This window comes from Demequina sp. NBRC 110052 (assembly GCF_002090075.1).
GTDB lineage: Bacteria > Actinomycetota > Actinomycetes > Actinomycetales > Demequinaceae > Demequina.
The window spans coordinates 946,625-967,104 of sequence record NZ_BBRI01000002.1 but is presented as its reverse complement, the minus strand read 5'-3'; the positions used below and the strand labels follow the sequence as shown (position 1 = coordinate 967,104).

Below are 20,480 nucleotides of genomic sequence, written 5' to 3'. Positions count from 1 at the left end.
CCGGGGGCGAGTCAGCGTCGGCCGCTCGGGCGGCGCATGTCGCCGGGCTCGTCGTCCTCGTCGCGTAGCTCCTCGAGCAGCGCCCGCAGCTCGGAGCGCACGAAGTCGCGCGTGGCCGTCTCGTTGATCGCCTGACGCAGCGCCGCGACCTCGCGCGCGAGGTATTCGGTGTCGGCGAGCGAGCGCTCGGCACGCTGACGGTCCTGCTCGGCGGAGACACGGTCCCGGTCGTCCTGACGGTTCTGCGCGAGCAGGATCAGGGGTGCCGCGTACGAGGCCTGCAGGGAGAGCATCAGGGTCAGCGCCGTGAAGCCGTTGGCTGCCGAGTCGAAGCGCATGGTCTCCGGGCCCCACACGTTCCAGCTAAGCCACACGATGCAGAAGACCGTGAGGTAGAAGATGAAGCGCGGCGTGCCCAGGAAGCGCGCGATGCCCTCAGACACCTGGCCCGCTCGGTCTGCGCTCGCCCCGGTGCGGGGACGACGGCGGAACAGCGAGCGATCCTCGGCCTTGGGCCGGTCGAGCCGGAAGTCAGCCACGGGCGTCCTCCGTCTGCGCGTCCGGCTCCTCGTCCATGTGCTCGCGCCAATCGCTGGGCAGCAGGTGATCGAGCACGTCGTCGATCGAGACGGCTCCGACAAGGCGGTGGTCGGCGTTCACGACAGGTAGCGCGAGAAGGTCGTAGGCGGCGAGGCGGCGTGCGACGTCGGACAGGTGGTCGGTGGGCGCGAGCGGCGACACGGCCTGATCCACGTAGCCGCCGATCGCATCGTGCGGCGGCTCGCGCAGCAGGCGCTGGATGTGGACCAGTCCGATGTAGCGGCCCGTGGGGGTCTCGAGCGGCGGCCTGACGACGAACACCATCGAGGCGAGCGCGGGAGGAAGCTCCTGGCGGCGCACCAGGGCGAGGCAGCTTGCGACGGTCGTCTCGGGGCCCACGATGATCGGCTCGGGGGTCATGAGTCCGCCAGCGGTGTCGTCCTCGTAGCCCAGCAGCTGCTCCACGTGTCGCGCATCCTCGGGCTCCATGAGCTCGAGGAGCGCCGCCGCCTCCTGCTCGGGAAGGTCTCCGAGCAGGTCGGCCGCGTCGTCCGGGTCCATGGCCTCGAGCACGTCGGCCGCGCGTTCGGAGCGCAGCGTCGAGAGCAGCGCGATCTGGTCCTCCTCGGGAAGCTCCTCGAGGACGTCCGCGAGGCGTTCGTCGTCGAGTGCGGCCGCGATCTCTGCGGACCGTGAGGGCGTCATCTCCATGAGCGCGGCCGCGAGGTCGGCGGGCTTGTGGTCCTCGAAGGACTCGATGACGAGCGCGGCGCCCTGGTTCTTGTCGCGCACCGCCAGTCCCGTCACCTGGTCGATGTCGACCACGAGCGCCTCGCCGCGCCGCGAGAAACCCAGCACGCCCTTGCGCCGCTCGGCCCTGCGCACGTAGAGCTTTGTCACGTGCCAGGTCCGGGTGCGGTCGGGCTCGATCGCGATGTCCTCGACGAAGGCTGTCGACTTGTCTGCCTTGAGGCGCACGCTGCGCTCGAACAGCTCGGCGATCGCGAGCGACTCGCGGGCGCGTGCCTTGAAGCGACGCAGGTTGATGACGCCGGTGCAGATCACCTGGCCCGCCGAGATGGACGTGACGCGCGTGAGCGGCATGAAGACGCGTCGCCTGCCGGGTACCTCGACCACGAGTCCCACGGCGGTCGGCGCACCTCCGCTGCGGCGCACGAGCAGCACGACGTCGCGCACGCGGCCCACAGCGTCGCCCAACGGGTCGAAGACGGTGGCGCCCGCGAGCCTCGCGATGTACACGCGCTCGGGTCCGTTGCTCATGGACTTAAGGCTACCGGCGAGGCCCGTCGCGTGTGCGAGGCGTGCCAGGGAAGATGCCCGATGCGCTCGCGCGGGCGTCACGTAGCGCAGGCGACGTCGTGCGGCAGCGGCGGCGAGTGCCGAGTCGCCCGCACTGGCTCCAGTGCGTCCAGTCCGGTCGCGGTCAACTGGCACTTGAGCGATGGTGCCGGTCGCGCGATGATGGGGCATGCTCACCACCGCCCAGCAGTTGACCGCGGTGCTCGACCACTGGCAGTCGGGCAAGGGACCGCTCTATCAGCAGCTCGCCGACGCCATCGTCGCGCTCGCGGAGTCCGGCTCGCTCGAGCACGGCGCGCGCCTGCCGTCGGAACGAGCGCTCGCCACTGAGCTGCACCTCAGCCGCAACACCGTCACTTCCGCGTATCAGCAGTTGCGTGAGATCGGCTGGCTCGAGGTCAAGCCGGGCGCCGCGCCACGCCTGGGCTCGCTCTCCCGTGGCGTGGCGGCCCTCAGCGCGCAGGACCGCTTCAGCAAGATCCTCACGGGTCGCTACGAACCGCTGGTCGCGTTCAACACGGCCTCGCCGCCCCCTGCGCCCGCCGTCACCGAGGCGCTCGCGGACCTCGAGGGCTTCCTCGGCGGGAAGCCGGCCGTGGGCAACGGCTACGCCGCGCTCGGCGACCGCGACCTCGTGCTCGCCGTCACCGACCACCTGCGAGCGCTCGGCATCCCCGCGCGCGCCGACGAGATCGTCATCACCTCGGGCGCGCAGCAGGCGCTGTGGCTGCTGGTCACGATGCTCGCGGGGCCTCACAGGCCCGTCGCGCTCGAGTCCTTCACGTACCCGGGAGTGTTCGACGCGATCCAGGCGGCCGGCTCGCGCCCGCTCGCCCTGCCCATGCGCGACCAGGGGCTCGACGCGGAGGGGGCGGCGAAGCTGCTGCGCGCCGCTCGGCCAGAGCTTGCGTACCTCACGACCTTCCACAACCCCACCGGCACCGCCATGACCGACGAGGCGGTGCAGCGCGTGCTCGCCGCCGCCGCCGCGTCAGGCACAACCGTGATCGATGACCGCACCATCGGCGATCTGACGCTCACGGGAGAGCCGCGTCGGCCCTTGGCGGCGTACGCCTCCGGCGCCGCCGTGATCACCGTGGGCGGCATGTCCAAGGTCTTCTGGGGTGGGCTGCGCGTGGGCTGGCTCCACACCAACGCGACCCTCGCCGCCCAGCTCCGGCACCGCAGGGCCGCCATGGATCTCGGCTCGCCCGCACTGTTCCAGCGGGTCGCGGCCCGGCTCCTTCGCGACCGCTTCGAGGACACGCTCGCGTGGAGGCTTTCGGCACTGCGCGAGTCCCTCGCGGCCACACGCACGGCCGTGAGCGAGCATGGCCTCGACTGGACGTGGCACGAGCCCGAAGGCGGCCCGTCTCTGTGGGTGCGGCTTGGCTCGGGCAATGCTGACAGGTTCTCCGAGCGGGCGGAGGCGGCGGGTGCGCCCGTCGCGCCGGGCTCGGCGTTCGAGGTGCTGCCTGGCGCCGCCGACGGCCACTTCCGCCTGCCGTTCTATCTGCCGCCCGAGCAGATGCGGCTCGGAGTGAAGATGCTCGCCGACCGCGCTGCTTAGGCCGTGCCAGCCGCGACGCACAACGCGCGCGTAGCGTGAGCAGCAGGCGAGGAGGCCCGACCATGCTGCTGTTCTACGTCGATGAGTCCGGTGGCACGTCCATGACGTTCCGCGAGGCGCCGCGCGGGCGATCGCGCGGTTCGGGTGCGAGCGAGTACTTCGTGCTCAGTGCGGTCGGCATCCACGATTCTTCCCGGGAGCTGCTCGCGCTCGAGCTGCGCGCGATCAAGGAACGCGTGTTCGGCGCCGCCGCCACTGACCGTCCCTGGGGCGACACCGAGATCAAGGGCTCCTACCTCGCGCACCTCGACCACAACCTGCGCGACGGCGCCCACGACTGGCTCCCTCCCGGGTACGCCGCGGTCTACGACCTGAACCGCATGAACGAGCTTCTGCGCGACGTGGGCCAGCTCTTCGCCAAGTTCCGCCCCCTCGTGTTCTCCGTGGTCGTGGACAAGGGGGCGATCCTCGACGCCGACTCAGGAGTGAACCCGCTCGGGGCCGCGTACGCCCGGCTCTATGAGCGCGTCGCTCTCACGCTTGCGCAAGTCAACAGGGGCGAAGGCGCGATCTTCATCGCCGACCAGCAGGACGAGCACGAGGCGTACTTCAAGAGCGGCAATCTCACGCGAGACGTCAACGCTCTGTCCACGAAGGGCCGCGGTCGTCCGAACTTCGATCTGCTGCTGGACAAGCCGGTGTGGATCGACCCCAAGCTCAGCACGTGGGACAAGGAACTCATCCAGCTACCCGATCTCGTCGCCTACGCGAGCTACGCCTGGTACAAGGCGGGCGGCCCGCCACGCGGCAATCACTACCTGTGGGACAAGATCGCTCCGTGCTTCGCCGCGCACTGGAACACGACCAAGGCGCAGGGAGGCGGCATCACCGTCTACCCGGATCCGGGCAAGTACCCGCCGATCGCTCCCTAGGAGGCGAATGCGGCGCGAGTGAGCCGCACGGACTCGACCCGTGCGTCGGCGTCGAGCGCCGCGTGCACGGTGATGAGCTCGTCCGCGTGCGCCTCCTCGGCGAACGCCTCCAGGCTGCCCCGCACGTCGTCTGGCGTGCCGACGGCGGTGCGCGACATCATGGCCGCGATCTGCTGTCCCTGCGCGGAGGCAAGGAACGCGTCGATCTCGGCGTCCGAGTACTCGTGCGCGGTGGGGCCTCGCTGGATCATGCGGCGCACCCGCTCGCGTCGGGCGCTCTCGAAGCGCTCGTGCGCCAGCGCGGTGTCCGGGGCCGCGACGACGTTGACCCCGGCGATCACATAGGGCTCCGGCAGCTCTGGCGACGGCTGGAACCGATCGCGGTAGAGGGCGACCGCCTCGTGCAACGCTTGAGGCGCGAAGTGAGAGGCGAAGGCATACGGCAGGCCGAGCGCTGCGGCGAGCTGAGCGCCGAACAGCGACGAGCCAAGGATGTACAGCGGCACGTGCGTGCCCGCGCCTGGAGTCGCTCGTACGCCGTCGGATCGCGTCTCGCCCGCGAGCAGCGAGCGAAGCTCGACGACGTCGTCGGGAAATCGATCCGAAGCCGAGGGGTCGCGGCGTAGCGCCGCATAGACGGCGCGGTCGCCGCCCGGCGCGCGGCCGAGGCCGAGGTCGATGCGCCCGGGGTGAAGCTCTGCGAGCGTGCCGAACTGCTCCGCGACCACGAGCGGGGAGTGATGGGGGAGCATCACGCCCCCTGCGCCCAGTCGGATCGTCGAGGTGTGGGCTGCGACGTGCGCGATCAGCACCGCCGGCGCTGAGGACGCGATCGACGACATCCCGTGGTGCTCGGCGTACCAGACGCGGGTGAAGCCGGACTCTTCGGCCGCGCGCGCCAACTCGACGGAGTGCGCGAGAGAGTCAGCGGCGGAGCCGCCGGGGGCGATCGCGGCGAGATCGAGCACGGACAGGGTCACAGGCATGGGGCACCTCAGGTCGGGAGCGGGGATCCAGGGGTGCAACGCGCCCGACGCCGGTTTCAGTCCCGCGCGGATCTCACCTTCGTGGTCACCAGGTGAATCGCGCCGGCGAGGACGAAGGCGCCCGCGAACAGCGCCAGCGCCGCGACGGGGTCGTTCATCAGGGTCGGGTCGATGAGCATCACCGCGGCGAGCACGAGCATCGTGACGCCTGCGAAGAGCTTGAGGATCTCGCCGTGCTTGTCGGTGAGCTTGGTGGCGCGCATGGTGATCACGGCCGCTGCGAACACGAGGAGCTCGTCGATCAGGAACGGGATCATGTACGCCACGAAGAGGCCCGCGGTGGCGGCCGGGCCCACGTCGTTGGCCTGCAGCATCCCCGTCCACAGCAGCGGGAAGCCCGCGGTGCAGGGCGTCTCGAGCAGGCTCACGCCCACCGCCAGCACCACGGTCGCGCCGAGCGCCGGGAGGACCGCCTTGTGCTGCGCGGCCTCGCGCATGCGCTTGTAGATGCCCGGCTTCGCGGAGTCGGAGATGGTGAACGACAGGCCCTTCTTGAAGGCGAAGTAGTCCTTGACGCTCACGACACCGAAGATCCCGGCAACTCCCGCGACCACCAGCTGGATCCAGCCCATCCATCCGATCACGGTCAGCGCCGAGTAGAACGCCGCCATATACAGCGCGTACATCGCCGCCGTCACGGCGAGGAAGGTGCTGCCGATGAGGACGACGCGGCCGCGCGAGCCGGTGCGCAGCACGATCGCGAGCAGCACCGAGATCACCCACAGCGAGCACGGGTTGACGCCGTCGACGAAGCCGATGACGAGCGTCGACACCAGCAGGCTGTGCTCGTCTAGCGTCACCTCGCCGACCAGCGGCACGTCGATGACGTCGCGCTCCACCGGATCGGACGTCTCGGTGGGCGCGGGCTCCGGCTCGTCGAGAGCGGCTGACAACGCTGCCTCAACTTGAGGCGCCATCGACTCGGACCATCCGGTCCACACCTGCTCGCCGACGATCGTCACCGGCACGCCCGTGACCTCGAAGCCGAACGCCTCTGCCGTGTTCGCGAGCAGCGCCTGGTTGGCCTCCTCGTACCAGACCTCGTAGCCGATCATCACGACTTCGGGGTGCTCGGCGGAGTACGCGGCGAGCCACTCCTTCTCCGCGGCGCAGTGCGGGCAGCCATCGCCCCAGAACAGCACCAGGTCGGCGGTCGGCTCGAGGCCCGCCTCTTGAGCAGGCGCGGTGCCGCCGGTGATGCCGAGATCGGATGCGACCTCGGTGGCCATGCCCGACGCGGGGGCCGGGTCGGCAGCGGCCGGAGGGGCGAGCGTCAGGACCATGCCGAGCGCGACCGCAGCTCCTGCGAGCAGCATCGTGACCCGCGCGGCGAACCGAGCGCGGAAAGGTGCCGGGCCGGCGAGAGGCATGGAGCTCCAATGCGTGCGGGCGCGCCGGGGTCCGCGCCGATCCTGCTCACACGCTACGCATCGTCTGCCCAGGTTCCGCGGGACCGCGGTCCCGAACCCGATGCGAGGCGGTGACTACCGCAGGCCGGTCATCCAGGTCTCAACGGCGTCGGGCGTGCGGGGGAGCGCAGCGGAGAGGTTCTCCACGCCGTCCGAGGTGACCAGCACGTCGTCCTCGATGCGGACGCCGATGCCGCGCAGCTCGGCGGGCACGGTGACGTCGTCGGCCTTGAAGTACAGGCCGGGCTCGATGGTGAACACCATGCCCGGCTCGAGCAGGCCCTCCATGTAGAGCTCACGCTTGGCCTCGGCGCAGTCGTGCACATCGAGTCCCAGGTGGTGCGACGTCGAGTGGACCATCCAGCGGCGGAACAGCTTCGCGTCGGGGTCCTCGTGCTCGGGCACGATGCCCCACTCGGTGAGGCGCTTCTCGATGACCTCCATGGCCGCCTCGTGCACGTCGAGGAAGCGCACGCCGGGCTTGGCGACGGCGAACGCGGCATCGGCGGCCTCGAGCACGGTGCTGTACACGCGCCGCTGCACCTCGGTGAAGGTGCCGTCGATGGGCAGGGTGCGCGTGATGTCGGCGGTGTAGAGGCTCTCGACCTCCACGCCGGCGTCGAGCAGCAGCAGGTCGCCCTCGCGCACCTGGCCCGTGTTCCGGATCCAGTGCAGCGTCGTGGCGTGCGCGCCCGACGCCGCGATCGTCTCGTAGCCGACCGCGTTGCCCTCCTCGCGGGCGTGGCCGTCGAAGGTCGCCTCGATGACGCGCTCGCCGCGCTTGTGCGCCACCGCGCGCGGCAGCTCTCGCACCACCCGCTCGAAGCCCGCGATGGTCGCGTTGACGGCGTCGCGCAGCTGCTGCACTTCGTACTCGTCCTTGACGAAGCGCATCTCCGACAGCGCCCGGGACACAGGCTTGTGCGGGTGCGAGGCCAGGCGGATGTCCTTCGGCAGGTCCGCGAGGTCGGCGGTCGCGATGCCGGTCATCGCCGCGAACTCCGCGAGACCGGGGCGTCGCCCGATCCAGAACTCGCCCGCGCGTGGGTCCGCGTAGAAGCCCTCATCGCCGGGTCCGGCGGGCGGCACGACGTAGAGCGTCGCGTCGTGGCCATCATCGGTGGGCTCCATCACGAGCACCGCGCCGGGCTCGTAGTCGGCGCCGAGGCCCGTGAGGTACGCGAAGTCTGACAGTGGGCGGAATCGGTAGTCCGTGTCGTTCGCGCGTACCTTGAGGTCGCCCGCGGGGACCACGATGCGACGGCCGGGAAACTGCGCGCTGAGGCGATCCCGCCGCGACGCCGCATACGGGGCGGCGGCGATCAGCGTGGTGGCCACGTCGTCGGGCTCGGCCCAGCCGGTGGAAAGGAACTCCTTGAACGCCGCGGAATTGGGGCGCGACGCGCGCGCCTTGTTGGTCTCGTCCTTGTTCTCGCTCACCGGCCGATTCTCCCACGCGGCACGGATGCCTAGGCTGGGACCGTGCGCATCGACCTTCACACCCATTCGACCGTCTCAGACGGCACCGGGTCGCCCGCGCAGGTGATGCGCGAGGCAGCCGACGCGGGCCTCGACGTGGTCGCGCTCGCGGACCACGACTCGACGGCAGGTTGGGACGAGGCTCAGGCAGAGGCCGACGCGCTGGGTATCGAGCTCGTGCCCGCGATCGAGATCTCCGCGAAGGACCGCTGGGTGTCGATCCACCTGCTCGCGTACTGGCCGCGCCGCGACGACCCGACGCTGGTCGACATGATGGAGGCCACGCGGGCCGCCCGCGTCGGCCGAGCGCAGCAGATTGTGGAGCGCATCGCCGCCGACTACCCGCTCACCTGGGACGACGTCGCCACCCACGCACATGGCTCTGTCACCGTCGGCCGGCCGCACATCGCCGACGCACTCGTCGCCAAGGGCGTGTTCCCCTCGCGCGACGCGGTATTCGCCGAAGTGCTGCGCAACGGCTCGCGCTACTACGTGCCGCACTACGCGCCCGACGTGCGTGACGTCATCCGCGCCGTCCGCGCGGCCGGGGGAGTGCCCGTGTTCGCCCATCCTGGTGCGCACACCCGCGGCAGGATCGTGCCCGACGCCGTGATCGCCGACCTCGCCAGCGTCGGCTTGGCAGCGCTCGAAGTGGACCACCGCGACCACGACGACGAGGCTAGAGAGCGGCTGGCCGCGCTCGCGGATCGACACGGACTGCTGCGCACCGGCTCGTCCGACTATCACGGCACGGGCAAGCTCAATCGCCTGGGTGAGAACCTCACGGCGCCCGAGGTGCTCGAGGCGCTGCGCGCACAGCACGCCTGACCTCAGACGTGACGAAGGCCGGGACCCCTCGCGGATCCCGGCCCTCGCCTTCAGTCTGTGTGCCTACTCAGCCGCAGTCTGAGACGGCTGGCCCTGGCCGCCGCCCGAACCGCCACGACGGCGACGGCGACGGTTGCGCTTGGGAGCGTCTCCGCCCTCGCCAGAGCCTTCTGTGCGGGGTGCGCGCTCGGTGCGTGCAGCGTCGGTCTGGCGCTCGGCGCCGTCCCGACGACCACCCTCACCACGTCCGCGGCCCTGGCCGCCGCGGCCTCCGCGACCGCCGCGTCCGCGACCGCCCTCGCGCTGGCCGTCACGGCCGCCCTCGCGGCCGCCACGCTTCTCGCCGTGGCCCGCGGCCTTGCCGGTCTCGCCGAGGTCCTCGAGCTTCTCGGCCTCAAGGCCCTCGAGCACCTGCTTGTCCTTGGGCAGACGGCCCTTGGTGCCCTCAGGGATGTTCAGGTCCTCGTAGAAGTGCGGCGAGCTGGAGTAGGTCTCGACGGGCTCGGGGTAGCCGAGGTCGAGCGCCTTGTCGATGAGCGACCAGCGGGGCAGGTCGTCCCAGTCCACGAAGGTGACGGCGGTGCCGGTCTTGCCCGCGCGGCCCGTCCGGCCGATGCGGTGCAGGTACGTCTTCTCGTCCTCGGGGCACTGGTAGTTGATGACGTGCGTCACGTCGGTGACGTCGATTCCGCGCGCGGCGACGTCGGTGGCGACGAGCACGTCGACCTTGCCGTTGCGGAACGCGCGCAGCGCCTGCTCGCGTGCGCCCTGGCCGAGGTCGCCGTGGATGGCGCCGGCCGCGAAGCCACGGTCGCGCAGCTCGTCGGAGACCTTGGCAGCGGTGCGCTTGGTGCGCGCAAAGATGACGGTGCGTCCGCGGCCCTCGGCCTGCAGCATGCGGCCCAGCATCTCGACCTTGTCGAGCGCGTGGGCGCGGTACACGACCTGCTTGATGGCCTTGACGGTCGCGCCGTCGTCGTCGGGGTCGGCCGCGCGGATGTGCGTGGGCTGCGTCATGTAGCGGCGCGCGAGCGAGACGACCGCGCCCGGCATGGTGGCCGAGAACAGCATGGTGTGGCGCGAGGCAGGCGTCGCGGCGAGCAGGCGCTCAACGTCCGGCAGGAAGCCCAGGTCGAGCATCTCGTCAGCCTCGTCGAGCACGACGGTCTTGATGTAGCGCAGGTCGAGGTGGCCCTGGTTGAGCAGGTCGATCATGCGACCCGGCGTGCCGACCACGACCTCGACGCCCTTGTTCAGGGTGTCGATCTGCGGCTCATACGCGCGGCCACCGTAGATCTGCGTGATGCGCAGCGGGCGCTTGCGCGACGCGGTCTCGAGGTCGCCGGCGACCTGCACGGCGAGCTCGCGCGTCGGGGCGACGACGAGCGCCTGGGGCTTGCCCTGCGCATCGCCGAGCGCGTCCCAACCGTCCTCGCCCTTGCCGACGGCACGGTGCAGGAGCGGGACGCCGAAGCCCAGCGTCTTGCCGGTACCGGTCTTGGCCTGGCCGATGATGTCGTGGCCGCTGAGAGCGACCGGCAGGGTCATGGCCTGGATGGGGAACGGCGAGGTGATGCCGGCATCGGCGAGAGCTTCGACGATGAGGGGATTGACCGCGTAGTCAGCGAACGACGTGTTCGCGGACTGCACGGAGGCGTGCGTGTCTGTCATGGAGTTGTCCCAACTCTGGGGCGCCGGGGGCGCGTGCGGCGGGCAGCCGATCGCGAATCTTCCACAGGGGGAGCCCGCCTCGTACGGCGGGCCCCGGCTTCACATGACGACCGGTCAGCCTCGGGTCGCTCCGATTGTACCGTGCGGGTCCATCACAGGCCCAGACCCTCGTTGTCGGTGCTGCGGAGCCGTGGCTACAGTGGGCCCGTGCGAATCGTCGTGATGGGTGTGACCGGATGCGGCAAGACGACCGTGGGCTCGCGTCTCGCGGACTCGATCGGAGCCGACTTCCAGGACGGCGACGACCTGCACCCGCCCGCGAACGTGTTCAAGATGGCGGGCGGCGAGGCGCTCACTGATAAGGACCGGGAGCCGTGGCTCGACGCGGTCGGCGCGTGGCTTGCGGCGCGTGAGTCAGGCGTGATCGCATGCTCGGCTCTCAAGCGGGCGTACCGGGATCGTCTCCGTGACGCGGCTGAGGGGATCTTCTTCCTGCACCTCGCGGCGCCGATCAGCGCGATCACGCGTCGCGTCGAGCAGCGCTCCGCCACGACTGATCACTTCGCGGGAAGCGACCTGCTCGCGTCGCAGTATGCGGCGCTCGAGCCGCTGCAGGGGGACGAGGACGGCTTCACGATCGACGTCAACAAGTGCGACCCCGCGCAGGCGGTCGCCTTCGCGCGCCAGGTCATCGCCTGAGGCCAGCCCGACGCCGAGGCCGGGTTCGTGCGGCGCCGTCGCCCGCGTCGGGCGTGTGCATGCCCGATGCTCGGGGGGCCTACGCCCCGAAGCCCACGCGGCGCTTCTCCTCCTCGCCGATCTCGACGTAGCCGAGAGCGTCGGAGGGGACCACCACGCGGCGGCCCTTGGCGTCCACGAGGTCGAGCACGCCGCCTGAGGTGGCCGCGGCGACCTTGGCCGCGACATCGTCCGCGGACTCGTTCGTCTCGAACGCGATCTCGCGTGAGACGTTCCGCACACCGATCCTGACTTCCACGCTGACCTCCGTGAGCCGAGCCACTGGTTTCCTGGCTCTATCGTAGGGGGATGGATCGCGAGGGAAGCCGCCTGTTCGCGGGCAGGGGAATCCGTGCGCGGAGCATCCCCGGCGGCATCCTGCTCGTGGCTCTAGCGTTCGGCGTCGGCATCGGCGCCGGCTGGTTGACGTCCCTGGTACCGGACTTCTACAACGCGCTGACGGCGCCGGAGCCGAGCGTGACTCCCAGCCCGGAGGCGAGTCCTCTTCCCAGTCCGACCGCGGCGATTCCCACGCCCGAGCCGATCGTGCGCGAGCTTGACGACGACGACCTGCTCGCCGGTCTGCTCGATCTTGACGTGCCGTTCAGGGGCGAGGGAACCTTCAGCGTGATCCCCGGCGAGACCGAGCCGACCGAGGGCGCCGGGACGGTCCGGTGGGTGCGCATCGAGTTCGAGGACGGACTCAGCGTCAACCAGACCGCGCTGGCCGACTTCGTCCTGGACACGCTCAACGACAACCGCGGCTGGGGCTCCGAGGGGCGCATGCAGTTCGTGGAGACCGAGGGCGTGCCCGACGTGCGCATCCTCTTCGCGAGCCCCTACACGTCCGAGGTGCTGTGCACCGATCCCCACCTCTCCGCCGCGACAGGTCCCGTCGCCGAGGAGAGCGAGGCGGCGGATGCCCCCGAGGCGACCTCGCCCGACGCGTCGCCCACGGCCGAGGCCCAGCCTGAGACGTGCGCGTCCCAGGGCGTCATCGTCATCTCGCAGTACGACTGGGCCGCCGGGCTTCCCACCTACGGCGAGGAGCGGCGTCAGGACTCGCGGCGCTACCTGCTCGGGCACTTCGTCGGCCACATGCTCGGCAACGACGATCAGGCGTGCCGCGGCGGCGCCGCGCCGCTCATGGTCGACCAGGAGGGCGCCCTCGGGGACTGCTCGCCGAACCCGTGGGCATATCCCTCCGCGGAGCCGGGCTCCGTGGTCGATCTGACGGACGACGCGGCGGCGACAGCCGAGCCGTCGTAGAGCCTTCGCGGCGATGTCGGTGCCGCATGGTGGGATGACTGGCATGACCCGAGAGCAGGCCGAGCGGCAGCCGCGCGAGCGGAGCCCGCGTCTGCGCCTCGTCGCCGCCGCTGCTCCGCCTGAGCCGGCCCTGGATCCCTCTCAGCGCCGCGCAGTCGACGCGCTGTCCGCGCCGGGCGGGCCCATCGTCGTGACCGGCGCGGCAGGCACGGGCAAGACCTCCGTCGTGGTCGCCGCCGCGGCGCGCGCCGTCTCGGACGGCACGCCTCCCGATCGGGTGCTGGTGATCGCGCCGACGCGCCAGACAGCCGCCGCGCTGCGCGACCGCGTCGCGACCGCGATCGCTGCTCCCACCGGTTCTCCCGTGGTGCGCACCGCTGCCTCGGTGGCCTTCGCCGTGCTGCGGGCGGAGGCCGACGCGCTCGAGGAGCCGCGTCCCGCGCTGGTCTCGGGCGCCGAGCAGGACGTGGTGCTCCACGAGCTCCTCGACGGCCACCACTCGGGTCGTGTCGCACCGCTCGACTGGGGCGACGCCGTGCCGCAGGAGGCGACGATCCTCCCTGGCTTCCGCGAGGAGCTGCGCAATCTGCTCATGCGCGCAGCCGAACGGGGTGTCGAACCCGATCGTCTCGCTGAGCTGGGCCGCGCGACCGGCCGGCGCGAATGGGAGGCGGCTGCGGCGCTGTACGAGGAGTACGAGTCGGTCATGGCGCTGCGCTCCACGCCGCTGGACCAGGGTGGGCGCTACGACCCGGCCACGATCCTGTCGCGCGCCACGGAGGCGCTCGCATGGTGGGACAGCACGGTCGGCTCGGCCGCGCGGAGACCGTCGTGGGATGTCGTGATCGTCGACGACGCGCAGGACGCGACCGCCGCCGTGCACGACCTGCTCGCGCGCCTCGCAGACGATGGCGCTCGCGTGGTGCTCGTCGGCAACGCCGACGAGTCGGTGCAGGGCTACCGTGGCGCCGTCCCTGAGCGCCTCGCCGAGCCGCTCGGGCTCGAGGGTGCCGTACATGTCGAACTGAGGCACGACCACCGCCAGACTGCGCTCGCCTCGGTGAGCGCGCGTGTCGCGGAGCGCATCGGGGTCAAGGGAAGTGCGAGCGCGCGGGGCGCCTACCGAGATGTGCAGGCCGCGCCGCCTCAGCGGGAGGGGAGCGAGCGTGCCGCGCCGGTGCGTTCGATCACCGCCCCGCACCGCTACGCGCAGTCACGCGCGATCGCTGCTGCCCTGCGCCGTGCGCGTCACGGCCTCGACGGGGCCGCGACGGAGTGGAAGGACATGGCGGTCATCGCGCGCTCGGGCGCGCAGCTGCGCGCCCTCAGGTCGGACCTGCTCGCCGCGGACATCCCGTGCGAGCCTCTGGGAGACGGCACCGCGCTGCACCGCGAGAGCGCCGTGGCACCTCTGCTCACCCTGCTCAAGGTGGCGTTCGGCGAGCCCTGGGACGAGGATTCGGCGGTGGAGGTCCTCACGTCGCGCCTCGTCGGTCTCGACGCCGTGGGGCTGCGCAGGCTCCGGCGCGCGCTCGTCAGGGACGAGCGCGAGGGCGGTGGGGCCAGAACCAGCGCGGAGCTGCTGATCGACGCGCTGGGCGATCCGGCCCGATGCGCCGCACTGCCAGGCCCCGAGCCGCGAGCGGCGGCACGCGCCGCGCGCGCGGTCGTGGCTGCCCGGGAGCGCGCGCAGGCACCGGCACCGACGCCCGGCGCTGTCGTGTGGGCCGCCTGGGAGGCGCTCGACGTCGCCGAGTCGTGGCGCGCGGCCGCCCTCGCCGGGTCCACGCGCGACGACGCCGACCTGGACGCCGTGATCGCGCTCATGCGCGCCGCACAGAGCTTCACGGAGCGACTTCCTGAGGCCCCCGCCGTCGCCTTCCTCGACTACCTCGAAGCCCAGGACTTCGCTGCGGACTCGCTCGGTCTGAGGGGAAGGGCGCCGGACGCAGTGTCCTTCTGTACCCCGGCGTCCGCCGCGGGGCGCGAATGGGACGTGGTCGTTGTCGCGGGCCTCGAGGAGGGCGTGTGGCCCAACCTGCGCCTGCGCGACTCCGTGCTGGGAGCGCAGGCCTTCGCAGACCTGGTCACGGCGGGCGGGCTGAGCGCGTCTCCCGATGCCGCGCTGGCGGCTGCCCGAGGCCCGAGGGACCTGCGTGGTGCCCGCGCGTCGGTGCTCGACGACGAGACGCGTGCACTGCTCGTCGCCGTCTCTCGCGCACGCGCCCGACTGATCGTCGCGGCCGTCGACGACGGCGAGGCGCGTCCGTCGCGCTTCCTGACACTCATCGAGGACGCGGCCGGGATCGCGCGAGAGGATGCCGCGCAGACGCGCGTGGTCTCCGACCTCAGGTCGGCCGTCGCGAGGCTGCGCGCGAGCGGCGTCGCTGCAGCGGCTCGCCTGGAGCGAGACCCGTCCGACGTGCGCGCGCGAGGAGAGCTCGAGGGCGCGGCCGCGCAGCTCGCGGACCTCGCCGCGCGAGGCATCGCCGGTGCCGATCCCGCCCGCTGGCATGGCGTTCCCGACCCCTCCACCGACGCGCCCTTCTGGGATGAGGACGTGCCCGTCAGGGTCTCTCCGTCTCGACTGGACGCGGTGCGCACGTGCGCGCTGCGGTGGGCCCTCGAGTCATCGGGAGGCACGCCGGAGAGCTCCGACGCGCAGCAGGTGGGGCTGCTCGTCCACGAGATCGCCGCGCAGTACCCGGACGGCGGCGAGGAGCAGATGCTCGCCGAGCTCGAGCGCCGGTGGGCCGACGTCGGCGGGCAGGAGACCTGGATCGAGCGTGAGGACTACGCGAGGGCGCAGGCCATGGTGCGCAGGCTCGCCGCTTACCTCGGAGGCGTGAGCGCCGATCGTGCTCTCGTCGAAGAGGGATTCTCGGTGACGCTCGGTCGCGCGCAGGTCGCAGGCATCGCCGACCGCGTCGAGGTCAGCGGCTCCGAGGCGCGCATCGTCGACCTCAAGACCGGAGCCAAGATCTCGCGCGCCGAGGCCTCCGACCATGGTCAGCTGATGCTGTACCAGCTCGTCGCCGCGCACGGGGCATTCGCGGGCGTCGAGCGGGCGACCGATGCCGCGCTTGTGTTCGTCGGCAAGGATGCCGCACGGGCAGGCTCCGTGGTCGAGCAGGCCGCGATCGATCCCGAGGTGGCGCGAGAGGTGCTCGACGCGGCCGTCGAGACCATGACCGCCCCGATCTTCACCGCGACCACGAACCCCCTGTGCGAGCGCTGCCCCGTGCGTCGGGCGTGCCCCGCGCACGCGAGCGGCAGGCAGGTGAGCGACTCATGACCGCACCCCTCGAGCGCGAGCAGGCGGTGACCGCCGTGGGAGCCATCGCGCCACAGCGACGCACCGTCGCCGCGCTGGCGGAGATCGTCTCTCCCGGACAGCACCCGACGGATGAGCAGGCGCGCATCATCGGCGCGGGGACGGAGCCCACGCTGGTGGTCGCCGGCGCGGGCTCTGGCAAGACCGAGACCCTGTCGATGCGCATCGTCTACCTTCTCGACCACGCGGACGAGCTCTTCGGCGAGCCGATCAGCCCGGAGGAGATCCTGTGCCTCACGTTCACGCGCAAGGCCGCGGCGGAGATCGCCGCGCGCGCGGAGACGCGCATCTCGACGGTCTGGGACCCCGTCGTCACCGCGCCTGACGGGAGCGAGCGACGCGCACGCGATCCCGAGCGGCCCGCGCCGACCGTGGCCACCTACAACGCGTACGCCGCCGCACTCGCCGCCGAGCACGGGCTGCGCGTCGGTGTGGATCCCGAATCCACGGTGCTCACGGACGCCGCGCTGTGGCAGCTCGCCGCGCGCACCCTCGAGGCATGGACTGCTGAACTGGGGATCGACTCCGCACCCAGCACGGTCCGCAGTGCGCTTCCCAGGCTCGCCGCTCAGCTGCGCGAGCATGGCGTGACGACCGCCCAGCTACGCACCTGGCTCGACGAGGCGCTCGGGCGCATCGACGCGCTGCCCAAGAAGAACGGCGACGCTGTACCCGGCAGGATGACGCAGGCTCTCGGCGGCCGCATCGCCAAGCTGCGGTCGCTGCGCGCGATGGCCGACCTGATCGACGACTTCGACGCGCGCAAGCGCACCGGGGCGCTGCTCGACTTCTCGGACCAGGTGGCGACCGCGGTTCGTCTCGCCGAGATTCCTGCCGTCCAGCAGATCGAGCGCTCGCGCTACCGCGCCGTGCTGCTCGACGAGTTCCAGGACACCTCGCCCGCGCAGCTGCGGCTCTTCGCGCGCATGTTCGGAGCGGAGCACCCCGTGATGGCCGTCGGGGACCCGAACCAGGCGATCTACGGGTTCCGCGGGGCCTCCGCCGCCGCGCTCGACGACTTCGTGACGGAGTTCGGCGGCCCCGACCGCGTGGTCCAGTCCTCGCTGTCAGTGTCGTGGCGCAACGAGGCGAGCATCCTGCACGTCGCGAATGCCGCGGCGGCGCCGCTGCGTGAGTCCACCGACGTCCACGTCGAGAGCCTGCGCTCGCGCGGGGAGCACCTGGGGAAGCCCGAGCCCACTCGGGTCGCACCGGGCGTGTCCGCGCACATGGCCGCGACCGCAGCGGACGAGGCAGCCCACGTCGCGGAGTACATCCTCGCGAGGCGCGCCGAGCTCGGTCACGGACAGCCCCACCGCGACGGCGGGGGATCGCTCGTGCGGGACGCAGCGGGGCGCGTCGCGCCGCGCATCGTGGAGGCCGCAGTCCTGTGCCGTCGCCGCTCGACCATCCCTGGCATCGTCGACGCCCTCGCGAGCCGAGGGATCGACTACGAGGTCGTCGGGCTCGGCGGACTTCTCGACACCGCCGACGTGGCCGATCTGGTCGCGATCCTCGAGGTCGCCCACGACCCGTCGCGAGGCGACTCGCTCATGCGCCTGCTCACCTCCGAACGTGTGAACCTGGGCCCGCGCGACCTCAGGGCGCTCCACGACTGGGCCGAGGAGCTCGCGGGTCCCCGGGGCGAGCGCGAGGGCGGAGCGAGCATCGTTGACGCGCTCGACCAGGAGCCCCCCGAGCAGTGGATGTCGCGCGAGTCTCGGACGCTCAGTTGGGAGGCGCGCGAGCGGCTCGCCGTCCTGAGGCGCGCTGTGTCCACGGTTCGCCAGCACACCTACCTGCCGCTCACCGAGCTGATCGCGTTCGCCGAGCGCGTCTGGGGCCTCGACATCGAGGCCGAGGTCGCCAGCCCCGACGGCCGGGTGCGGCGCAACGTCGATGCGTTCCTCGACGCCGCGCGCACCTTCGCTCAGGGAGCCGAGCATGCGACGCTCGGCGCGTTCCTGGCGTGGCTCGACGCCGCGCGCGCCGAGGAGCGCGGGCTCGATGCTCCCGTGAAGGAGCCAGAGCCGGGCGCCGTGCAGATCCTCACGGTCCACTCCGCCAAGGGCCTCGAGTGGGACATCGTCGCCGTGCCAGGCGCGGTCGACGGGGCCTTCCCGTCCGTGACGGGGTCGCGAGGCGGCTACGAGGACGGCGCGTGGCTCTCCGGCGATCTCGCACTGCCGTGGGAGCTGCGCATGGATGCGCGATCCCTGCCCGAGTGGCACTGGCGTGCGGCTGTGGATCACCGGGATCTCGCGGCATCGATCGCGGACTTCCGCGTGGACGCCGGCGAGCACGCCGTCGCCGAGGAGCGTCGGCTGTTCTATGTCGCACTGACGCGCGCTCGCAGCCATGTACTCGTCTCGGGCTCGTGGTACTCCTCGGGCAAGACGGTGCGCAGCCCCTCGCTCTTCGTGGCCGAGCTCGTCGAGCAGGGGCTCGTGTCCGACGAAGACTGGGCTCCCGCCCCGGGCCCGGACGACGCGCCGCCCCCCGAGCCCGTCGTCACCGCCGTGTGGCCGCGGGTGGAGACCGCCGCTCGGCGCCACCGCCGCTCACTCGCCGCCGCTGTCGCCGCAGCCGAACCGGGTGCGGATCGCCCCGAGACGCTCCCGCTCGCGGCCGAGATCGCGGCGATGCTCGCCGAACGCGCCACACGCGAGACGGACACCGGCGACGTCCCCCTGCCCGCCCATCTCTCCACCTCGGCGCTGGTGGCGATGAGCAGGGACCGTGAGGCCTTCGCACGCCAACTGCGCCGCCCCCTCCCACAGGAGCCGACCGCTGCCGCACACCGCGGCTCCACCCTTCACGCATGGATCGAGTCTCAGTACGGGGAAGTGCCCCTGCTCGAGGACGACGACCTGGGTCCAGGCGAGGACGACGCCGATCTTGACGCGCTCAAGGCGACGTTCCTCGCCTCCGAGTGGGCCGCGCGTACGCCGTCGCACGTCGAGGTGGACGTCGAGATGCCGGTGGGAGGCGTCTCCATCCGGTCGCGCATCGACGCGGTGTTCCCAGCAGGCGCAGGGCTCGATCGGGTCACCGTCGTGGACTGGAAGTCGGGACGGCCCCCGCGCGACCCCGAGGAGCGCGCGGCGCGAGAGGTGCAGCTCGCGATGTATCGGCTCGCGTGGTCCGCGCGCACCGGTGTACCGCTCGAGGCTGTGGATGCCGCCTTCTACTACGTCGCGACCGACGAGACCGTGCGGCCGGCACGCCTGCTCGATGCCGTCGAGATCGAGGCTCTGCTCGCCGCCGAAGGCGAGCGTGGGGGTGGTGGCGACCCGTCGGGCGAGTCCGGGCCGGGCGAAGTCGGCTAGAGCGAAGGCTCGTCGGGGGAGTCGAACAGCAGGGCCTCGAGGTCCGCCAGCATGCCGCGGCCATCCGCGACGATCGCGTCGTCCTCCGTGCGCACGCCGTACATCAGCCAGCGCAGCAGCGCCATCTCCGAGGACAGCCGGGCCCGGTCCAGCAGGTGGGGGTCGCGCGTCTCGCGGCGCTTGACGTGATACGCCTCGAGCACGGAGTCCAGGACGTCCTCGGGCGCGGCGGCGACGAGCCAGGCAAGGTCATCGGCGGGGTCGGCGACGCGGGCATCCATCCAGTCCACGACGCCCGAGATCTGACCCTCGCGCACCGTCAGCTGGTGCTCGCCCATGTCTCCGTGCACCACGGTCGGCTCGAAGCGCCACCATGCGACGTTCTCGAGCTGGTGCTCCCAGCGGTCGGCGAGGCGCGGGGGGACGAGGCCGGTCTGCACTCCCGCGTCGAGCTCGGCGAGGCGGCGCGCACGGTGCTCGTCCGCAGAGTAGGAAGGCAGCCCGAGGTCCTCAAGCAGTTGAATCGGCAACTCGTGGATCGAGGCGAGCGCGGAGCCGAGGCTTGCTGCCAGCCCGGGTCCGGGGGCGACCTCGGCAAGGACGAGCGGTCCGCCGGGAGCCTCGACGTACACGATGGCGCGGCCCTCGCCCTCGCCGAGCGACGCAGCACCGGCAGGTGACGGGACGTCGAACGAGATGAGGCCCGTCTCCTTGGCGCGTGCGAGCGCCTGCAGCAGACCGCGCTCGGCCTCGAGGGCGGCTCCGGCGGCGGGGCGGCGCGGGGCGCGCACCAGCCAGCGCCGGCCGGTGGCGTCCTTGACGACGACCACGTCGAAGTCGGAATCGGAGTGCGGGGAGCGCAGGACGTCGTACACGTCGAGGCCGGGCACTGCCACCGACGCCAGCGCCGCGAGGGCGAGCGGTGAACGAGGCACGTCCTCACCATAGGCCCCACCAGGCACAATCACCACGCTCCACGCCGCTGGCGCCGTGCTCGGCGCAGCGCCCGACGGGA

At 71.8% G+C, this 20,480-nt stretch carries 15 protein-coding genes; 7 read left to right on the top strand and 8 right to left on the bottom strand.

The genetic code is table 11. The features are described from left to right. Positions 1-11: 11 nt before the first annotated feature. Together B7K21_RS04655 and B7K21_RS04650 are read right to left on the bottom strand one after the other, a co-directional pair. Complete coding sequence (locus B7K21_RS04655; RefSeq protein ID WP_084074036.1) at positions 12-539, bottom strand: DUF1003 domain-containing protein; 528 nt, start codon at positions 537-539, stop codon at positions 12-14. After that, positions 532-1,821 (bottom strand): magnesium transporter MgtE N-terminal domain-containing protein, encoded by a 1,290-nt coding sequence (locus tag B7K21_RS04650; RefSeq protein WP_084074035.1) that lies wholly within the window; start codon positions 1,819-1,821, stop codon positions 532-534. The genes B7K21_RS04655 and B7K21_RS04650 overlap by 8 nt, the downstream gene beginning before the upstream one ends. Before the next feature lie 208 nt (positions 1,822-2,029). Here B7K21_RS04650 and B7K21_RS04645 point away from each other — a divergent pair, with 208 nt between their 5' ends. Both B7K21_RS04645 and B7K21_RS04640 read left to right on the top strand, forming a co-directional pair. Further along, positions 2,030-3,430: a PLP-dependent aminotransferase family protein gene (locus B7K21_RS04645; protein WP_084074034.1), complete on the top strand. Its 1,401-nt coding sequence runs from the start codon at positions 2,030-2,032 to the stop codon at positions 3,428-3,430. A gap of 62 nt (positions 3,431-3,492) precedes the next feature. Next, complete coding sequence (locus B7K21_RS04640) at positions 3,493-4,362, top strand: DUF3800 domain-containing protein (protein WP_084074033.1); 870 nt, start codon at positions 3,493-3,495, stop codon at positions 4,360-4,362. Here B7K21_RS04640 and B7K21_RS04635 read toward each other — a convergent pair. The 3 genes from B7K21_RS04635 to B7K21_RS04625 all read right to left on the bottom strand — a co-directional run bounded on the left by B7K21_RS04635 (position 4,359) and on the right by B7K21_RS04625 (position 8,323). Further along, positions 4,359-5,348 (bottom strand): LLM class flavin-dependent oxidoreductase, encoded by a 990-nt coding sequence (locus tag B7K21_RS04635; protein WP_084074032.1) that lies wholly within the window; start codon positions 5,346-5,348, stop codon positions 4,359-4,361. The two genes, B7K21_RS04640 and B7K21_RS04635, sit on opposite strands and share 4 nt — an antisense overlap. Before the next feature lie 56 nt (positions 5,349-5,404). Further along, the gene (locus B7K21_RS04630) at positions 5,405-6,778 is read right to left on the bottom strand and encodes a hypothetical protein (protein WP_084074031.1); all 1,374 of its coding nucleotides are present in this window, start codon (positions 6,776-6,778) and stop codon (positions 5,405-5,407) included. A 114-nt stretch (positions 6,779-6,892) separates the two neighbouring features. Then, positions 6,893-8,323 (bottom strand): aminopeptidase P family protein, encoded by a 1,431-nt coding sequence (locus tag B7K21_RS04625; protein WP_084074030.1) that lies wholly within the window; start codon positions 8,321-8,323, stop codon positions 6,893-6,895. On the opposite strand from B7K21_RS04625, the gene B7K21_RS04620 reads away from it, so the two are divergent. Then, positions 8,300-9,124 (top strand): PHP domain-containing protein, encoded by an 825-nt coding sequence (locus B7K21_RS04620; protein ID WP_084074029.1) that lies wholly within the window; start codon positions 8,300-8,302, stop codon positions 9,122-9,124. The two genes, B7K21_RS04625 and B7K21_RS04620, sit on opposite strands and share 24 nt — an antisense overlap. A gap of 63 nt (positions 9,125-9,187) precedes the next feature. On the opposite strand, the gene B7K21_RS04615 is transcribed toward B7K21_RS04620, so the two are convergent. Beyond that, positions 9,188-10,795: a DEAD/DEAH box helicase gene (locus tag B7K21_RS04615; protein ID WP_084074028.1), complete on the bottom strand. Its 1,608-nt coding sequence runs from the start codon at positions 10,793-10,795 to the stop codon at positions 9,188-9,190. A gap of 207 nt (positions 10,796-11,002) precedes the next feature. Between B7K21_RS04615 and B7K21_RS04610 the strand changes: the two genes are divergently transcribed. Beyond that, positions 11,003-11,494: a gluconokinase gene (locus B7K21_RS04610; protein ID WP_234989180.1), complete on the top strand. Its 492-nt coding sequence runs from the start codon at positions 11,003-11,005 to the stop codon at positions 11,492-11,494. A gap of 79 nt (positions 11,495-11,573) precedes the next feature. Here the strand turns inward: B7K21_RS04610 and B7K21_RS04605 are convergent, their stop codons facing one another. Continuing rightward, a complete protein-coding gene (locus B7K21_RS04605; protein WP_084074810.1) occupies positions 11,574-11,792 on the bottom strand; it encodes a DUF3107 domain-containing protein in 219 nt (72 codons plus the stop codon). 50 nt (positions 11,793-11,842) lie between these two features. On the opposite strand from B7K21_RS04605, the gene B7K21_RS04600 reads away from it, so the two are divergent. Genes B7K21_RS04600 through B7K21_RS04590 form a run of 3 tightly spaced genes read left to right on the top strand, consistent with a single transcriptional unit; the run spans position 11,843 to position 19,465 of the window. Continuing rightward, a complete protein-coding gene (locus B7K21_RS04600; protein WP_084074027.1) occupies positions 11,843-12,802 on the top strand; it encodes a DUF3152 domain-containing protein in 960 nt (319 codons plus the stop codon). A gap of 43 nt (positions 12,803-12,845) precedes the next feature. Next, positions 12,846-16,097, top strand: coding sequence for an ATP-dependent DNA helicase (locus tag B7K21_RS04595; protein WP_159448414.1), 3,252 nt, complete (start codon positions 12,846-12,848; stop codon positions 16,095-16,097). After that, entirely contained in the window at positions 16,094-19,465 is a 3,372-nt protein-coding gene (locus tag B7K21_RS04590; RefSeq protein WP_084074809.1) for an ATP-dependent DNA helicase, read from the top strand. Before B7K21_RS04595 ends, B7K21_RS04590 begins: the two co-directional genes overlap by 4 nt. Here the strand turns inward: B7K21_RS04590 and B7K21_RS04585 are convergent. Continuing rightward, on the bottom strand, positions 19,462-20,400 hold the full coding sequence (locus B7K21_RS04585) for a phosphotransferase (RefSeq protein WP_084074808.1): 939 nt from the start codon (positions 20,398-20,400) through the stop codon (positions 19,462-19,464). The genes B7K21_RS04590 and B7K21_RS04585 overlap by 4 nt on opposite strands. Between the last annotated feature and the right edge of the window lie 80 nt (positions 20,401-20,480).

What these genes read in the sequence shown, in the direction of transcription:
- B7K21_RS04645 (WP_084074034.1), top strand. Translation starts at nt 2,030, where the DNA reads ATGCTCACCACCGCCCAGCAGTTGACCGCGGTGCTCGACCACTGGCAG.
- B7K21_RS04640 (WP_084074033.1), top strand. Translation starts at nt 3,493, where the DNA reads ATGCTGCTGTTCTACGTCGATGAGTCCGGTGGCACGTCCATGACGTTC.
- B7K21_RS04590 (WP_084074809.1), top strand. Translation starts at nt 16,094, where the DNA reads ATGACCGCACCCCTCGAGCGCGAGCAGGCGGTGACCGCCGTGGGAGCC.
- B7K21_RS04630 (WP_084074031.1), bottom strand. Translation starts at nt 6,778, where the DNA reads ATGCCTCTCGCCGGCCCGGCACCTTTCCGCGCTCGGTTCGCCGCGCGG.
- B7K21_RS04615 (WP_084074028.1), bottom strand. Translation starts at nt 10,795, where the DNA reads ATGACAGACACGCACGCCTCCGTGCAGTCCGCGAACACGTCGTTCGCT.
- B7K21_RS04595 (WP_159448414.1), top strand. Translation starts at nt 12,846, where the DNA reads ATGACCCGAGAGCAGGCCGAGCGGCAGCCGCGCGAGCGGAGCCCGCGT.
- B7K21_RS04600 (WP_084074027.1), top strand. Translation starts at nt 11,843, where the DNA reads ATGGATCGCGAGGGAAGCCGCCTGTTCGCGGGCAGGGGAATCCGTGCG.
- B7K21_RS04625 (WP_084074030.1), bottom strand. Translation starts at nt 8,323, where the DNA reads ATGGGTGTGAAGGTCGATGCGCACGGTCCCAGCCTAGGCATCCGTGCC.
- B7K21_RS04650 (WP_084074035.1), bottom strand. Translation starts at nt 1,821, where the DNA reads ATGAGCAACGGACCCGAGCGCGTGTACATCGCGAGGCTCGCGGGCGCC.
- B7K21_RS04635 (WP_084074032.1), bottom strand. Translation starts at nt 5,348, where the DNA reads ATGCCTGTGACCCTGTCCGTGCTCGATCTCGCCGCGATCGCCCCCGGC.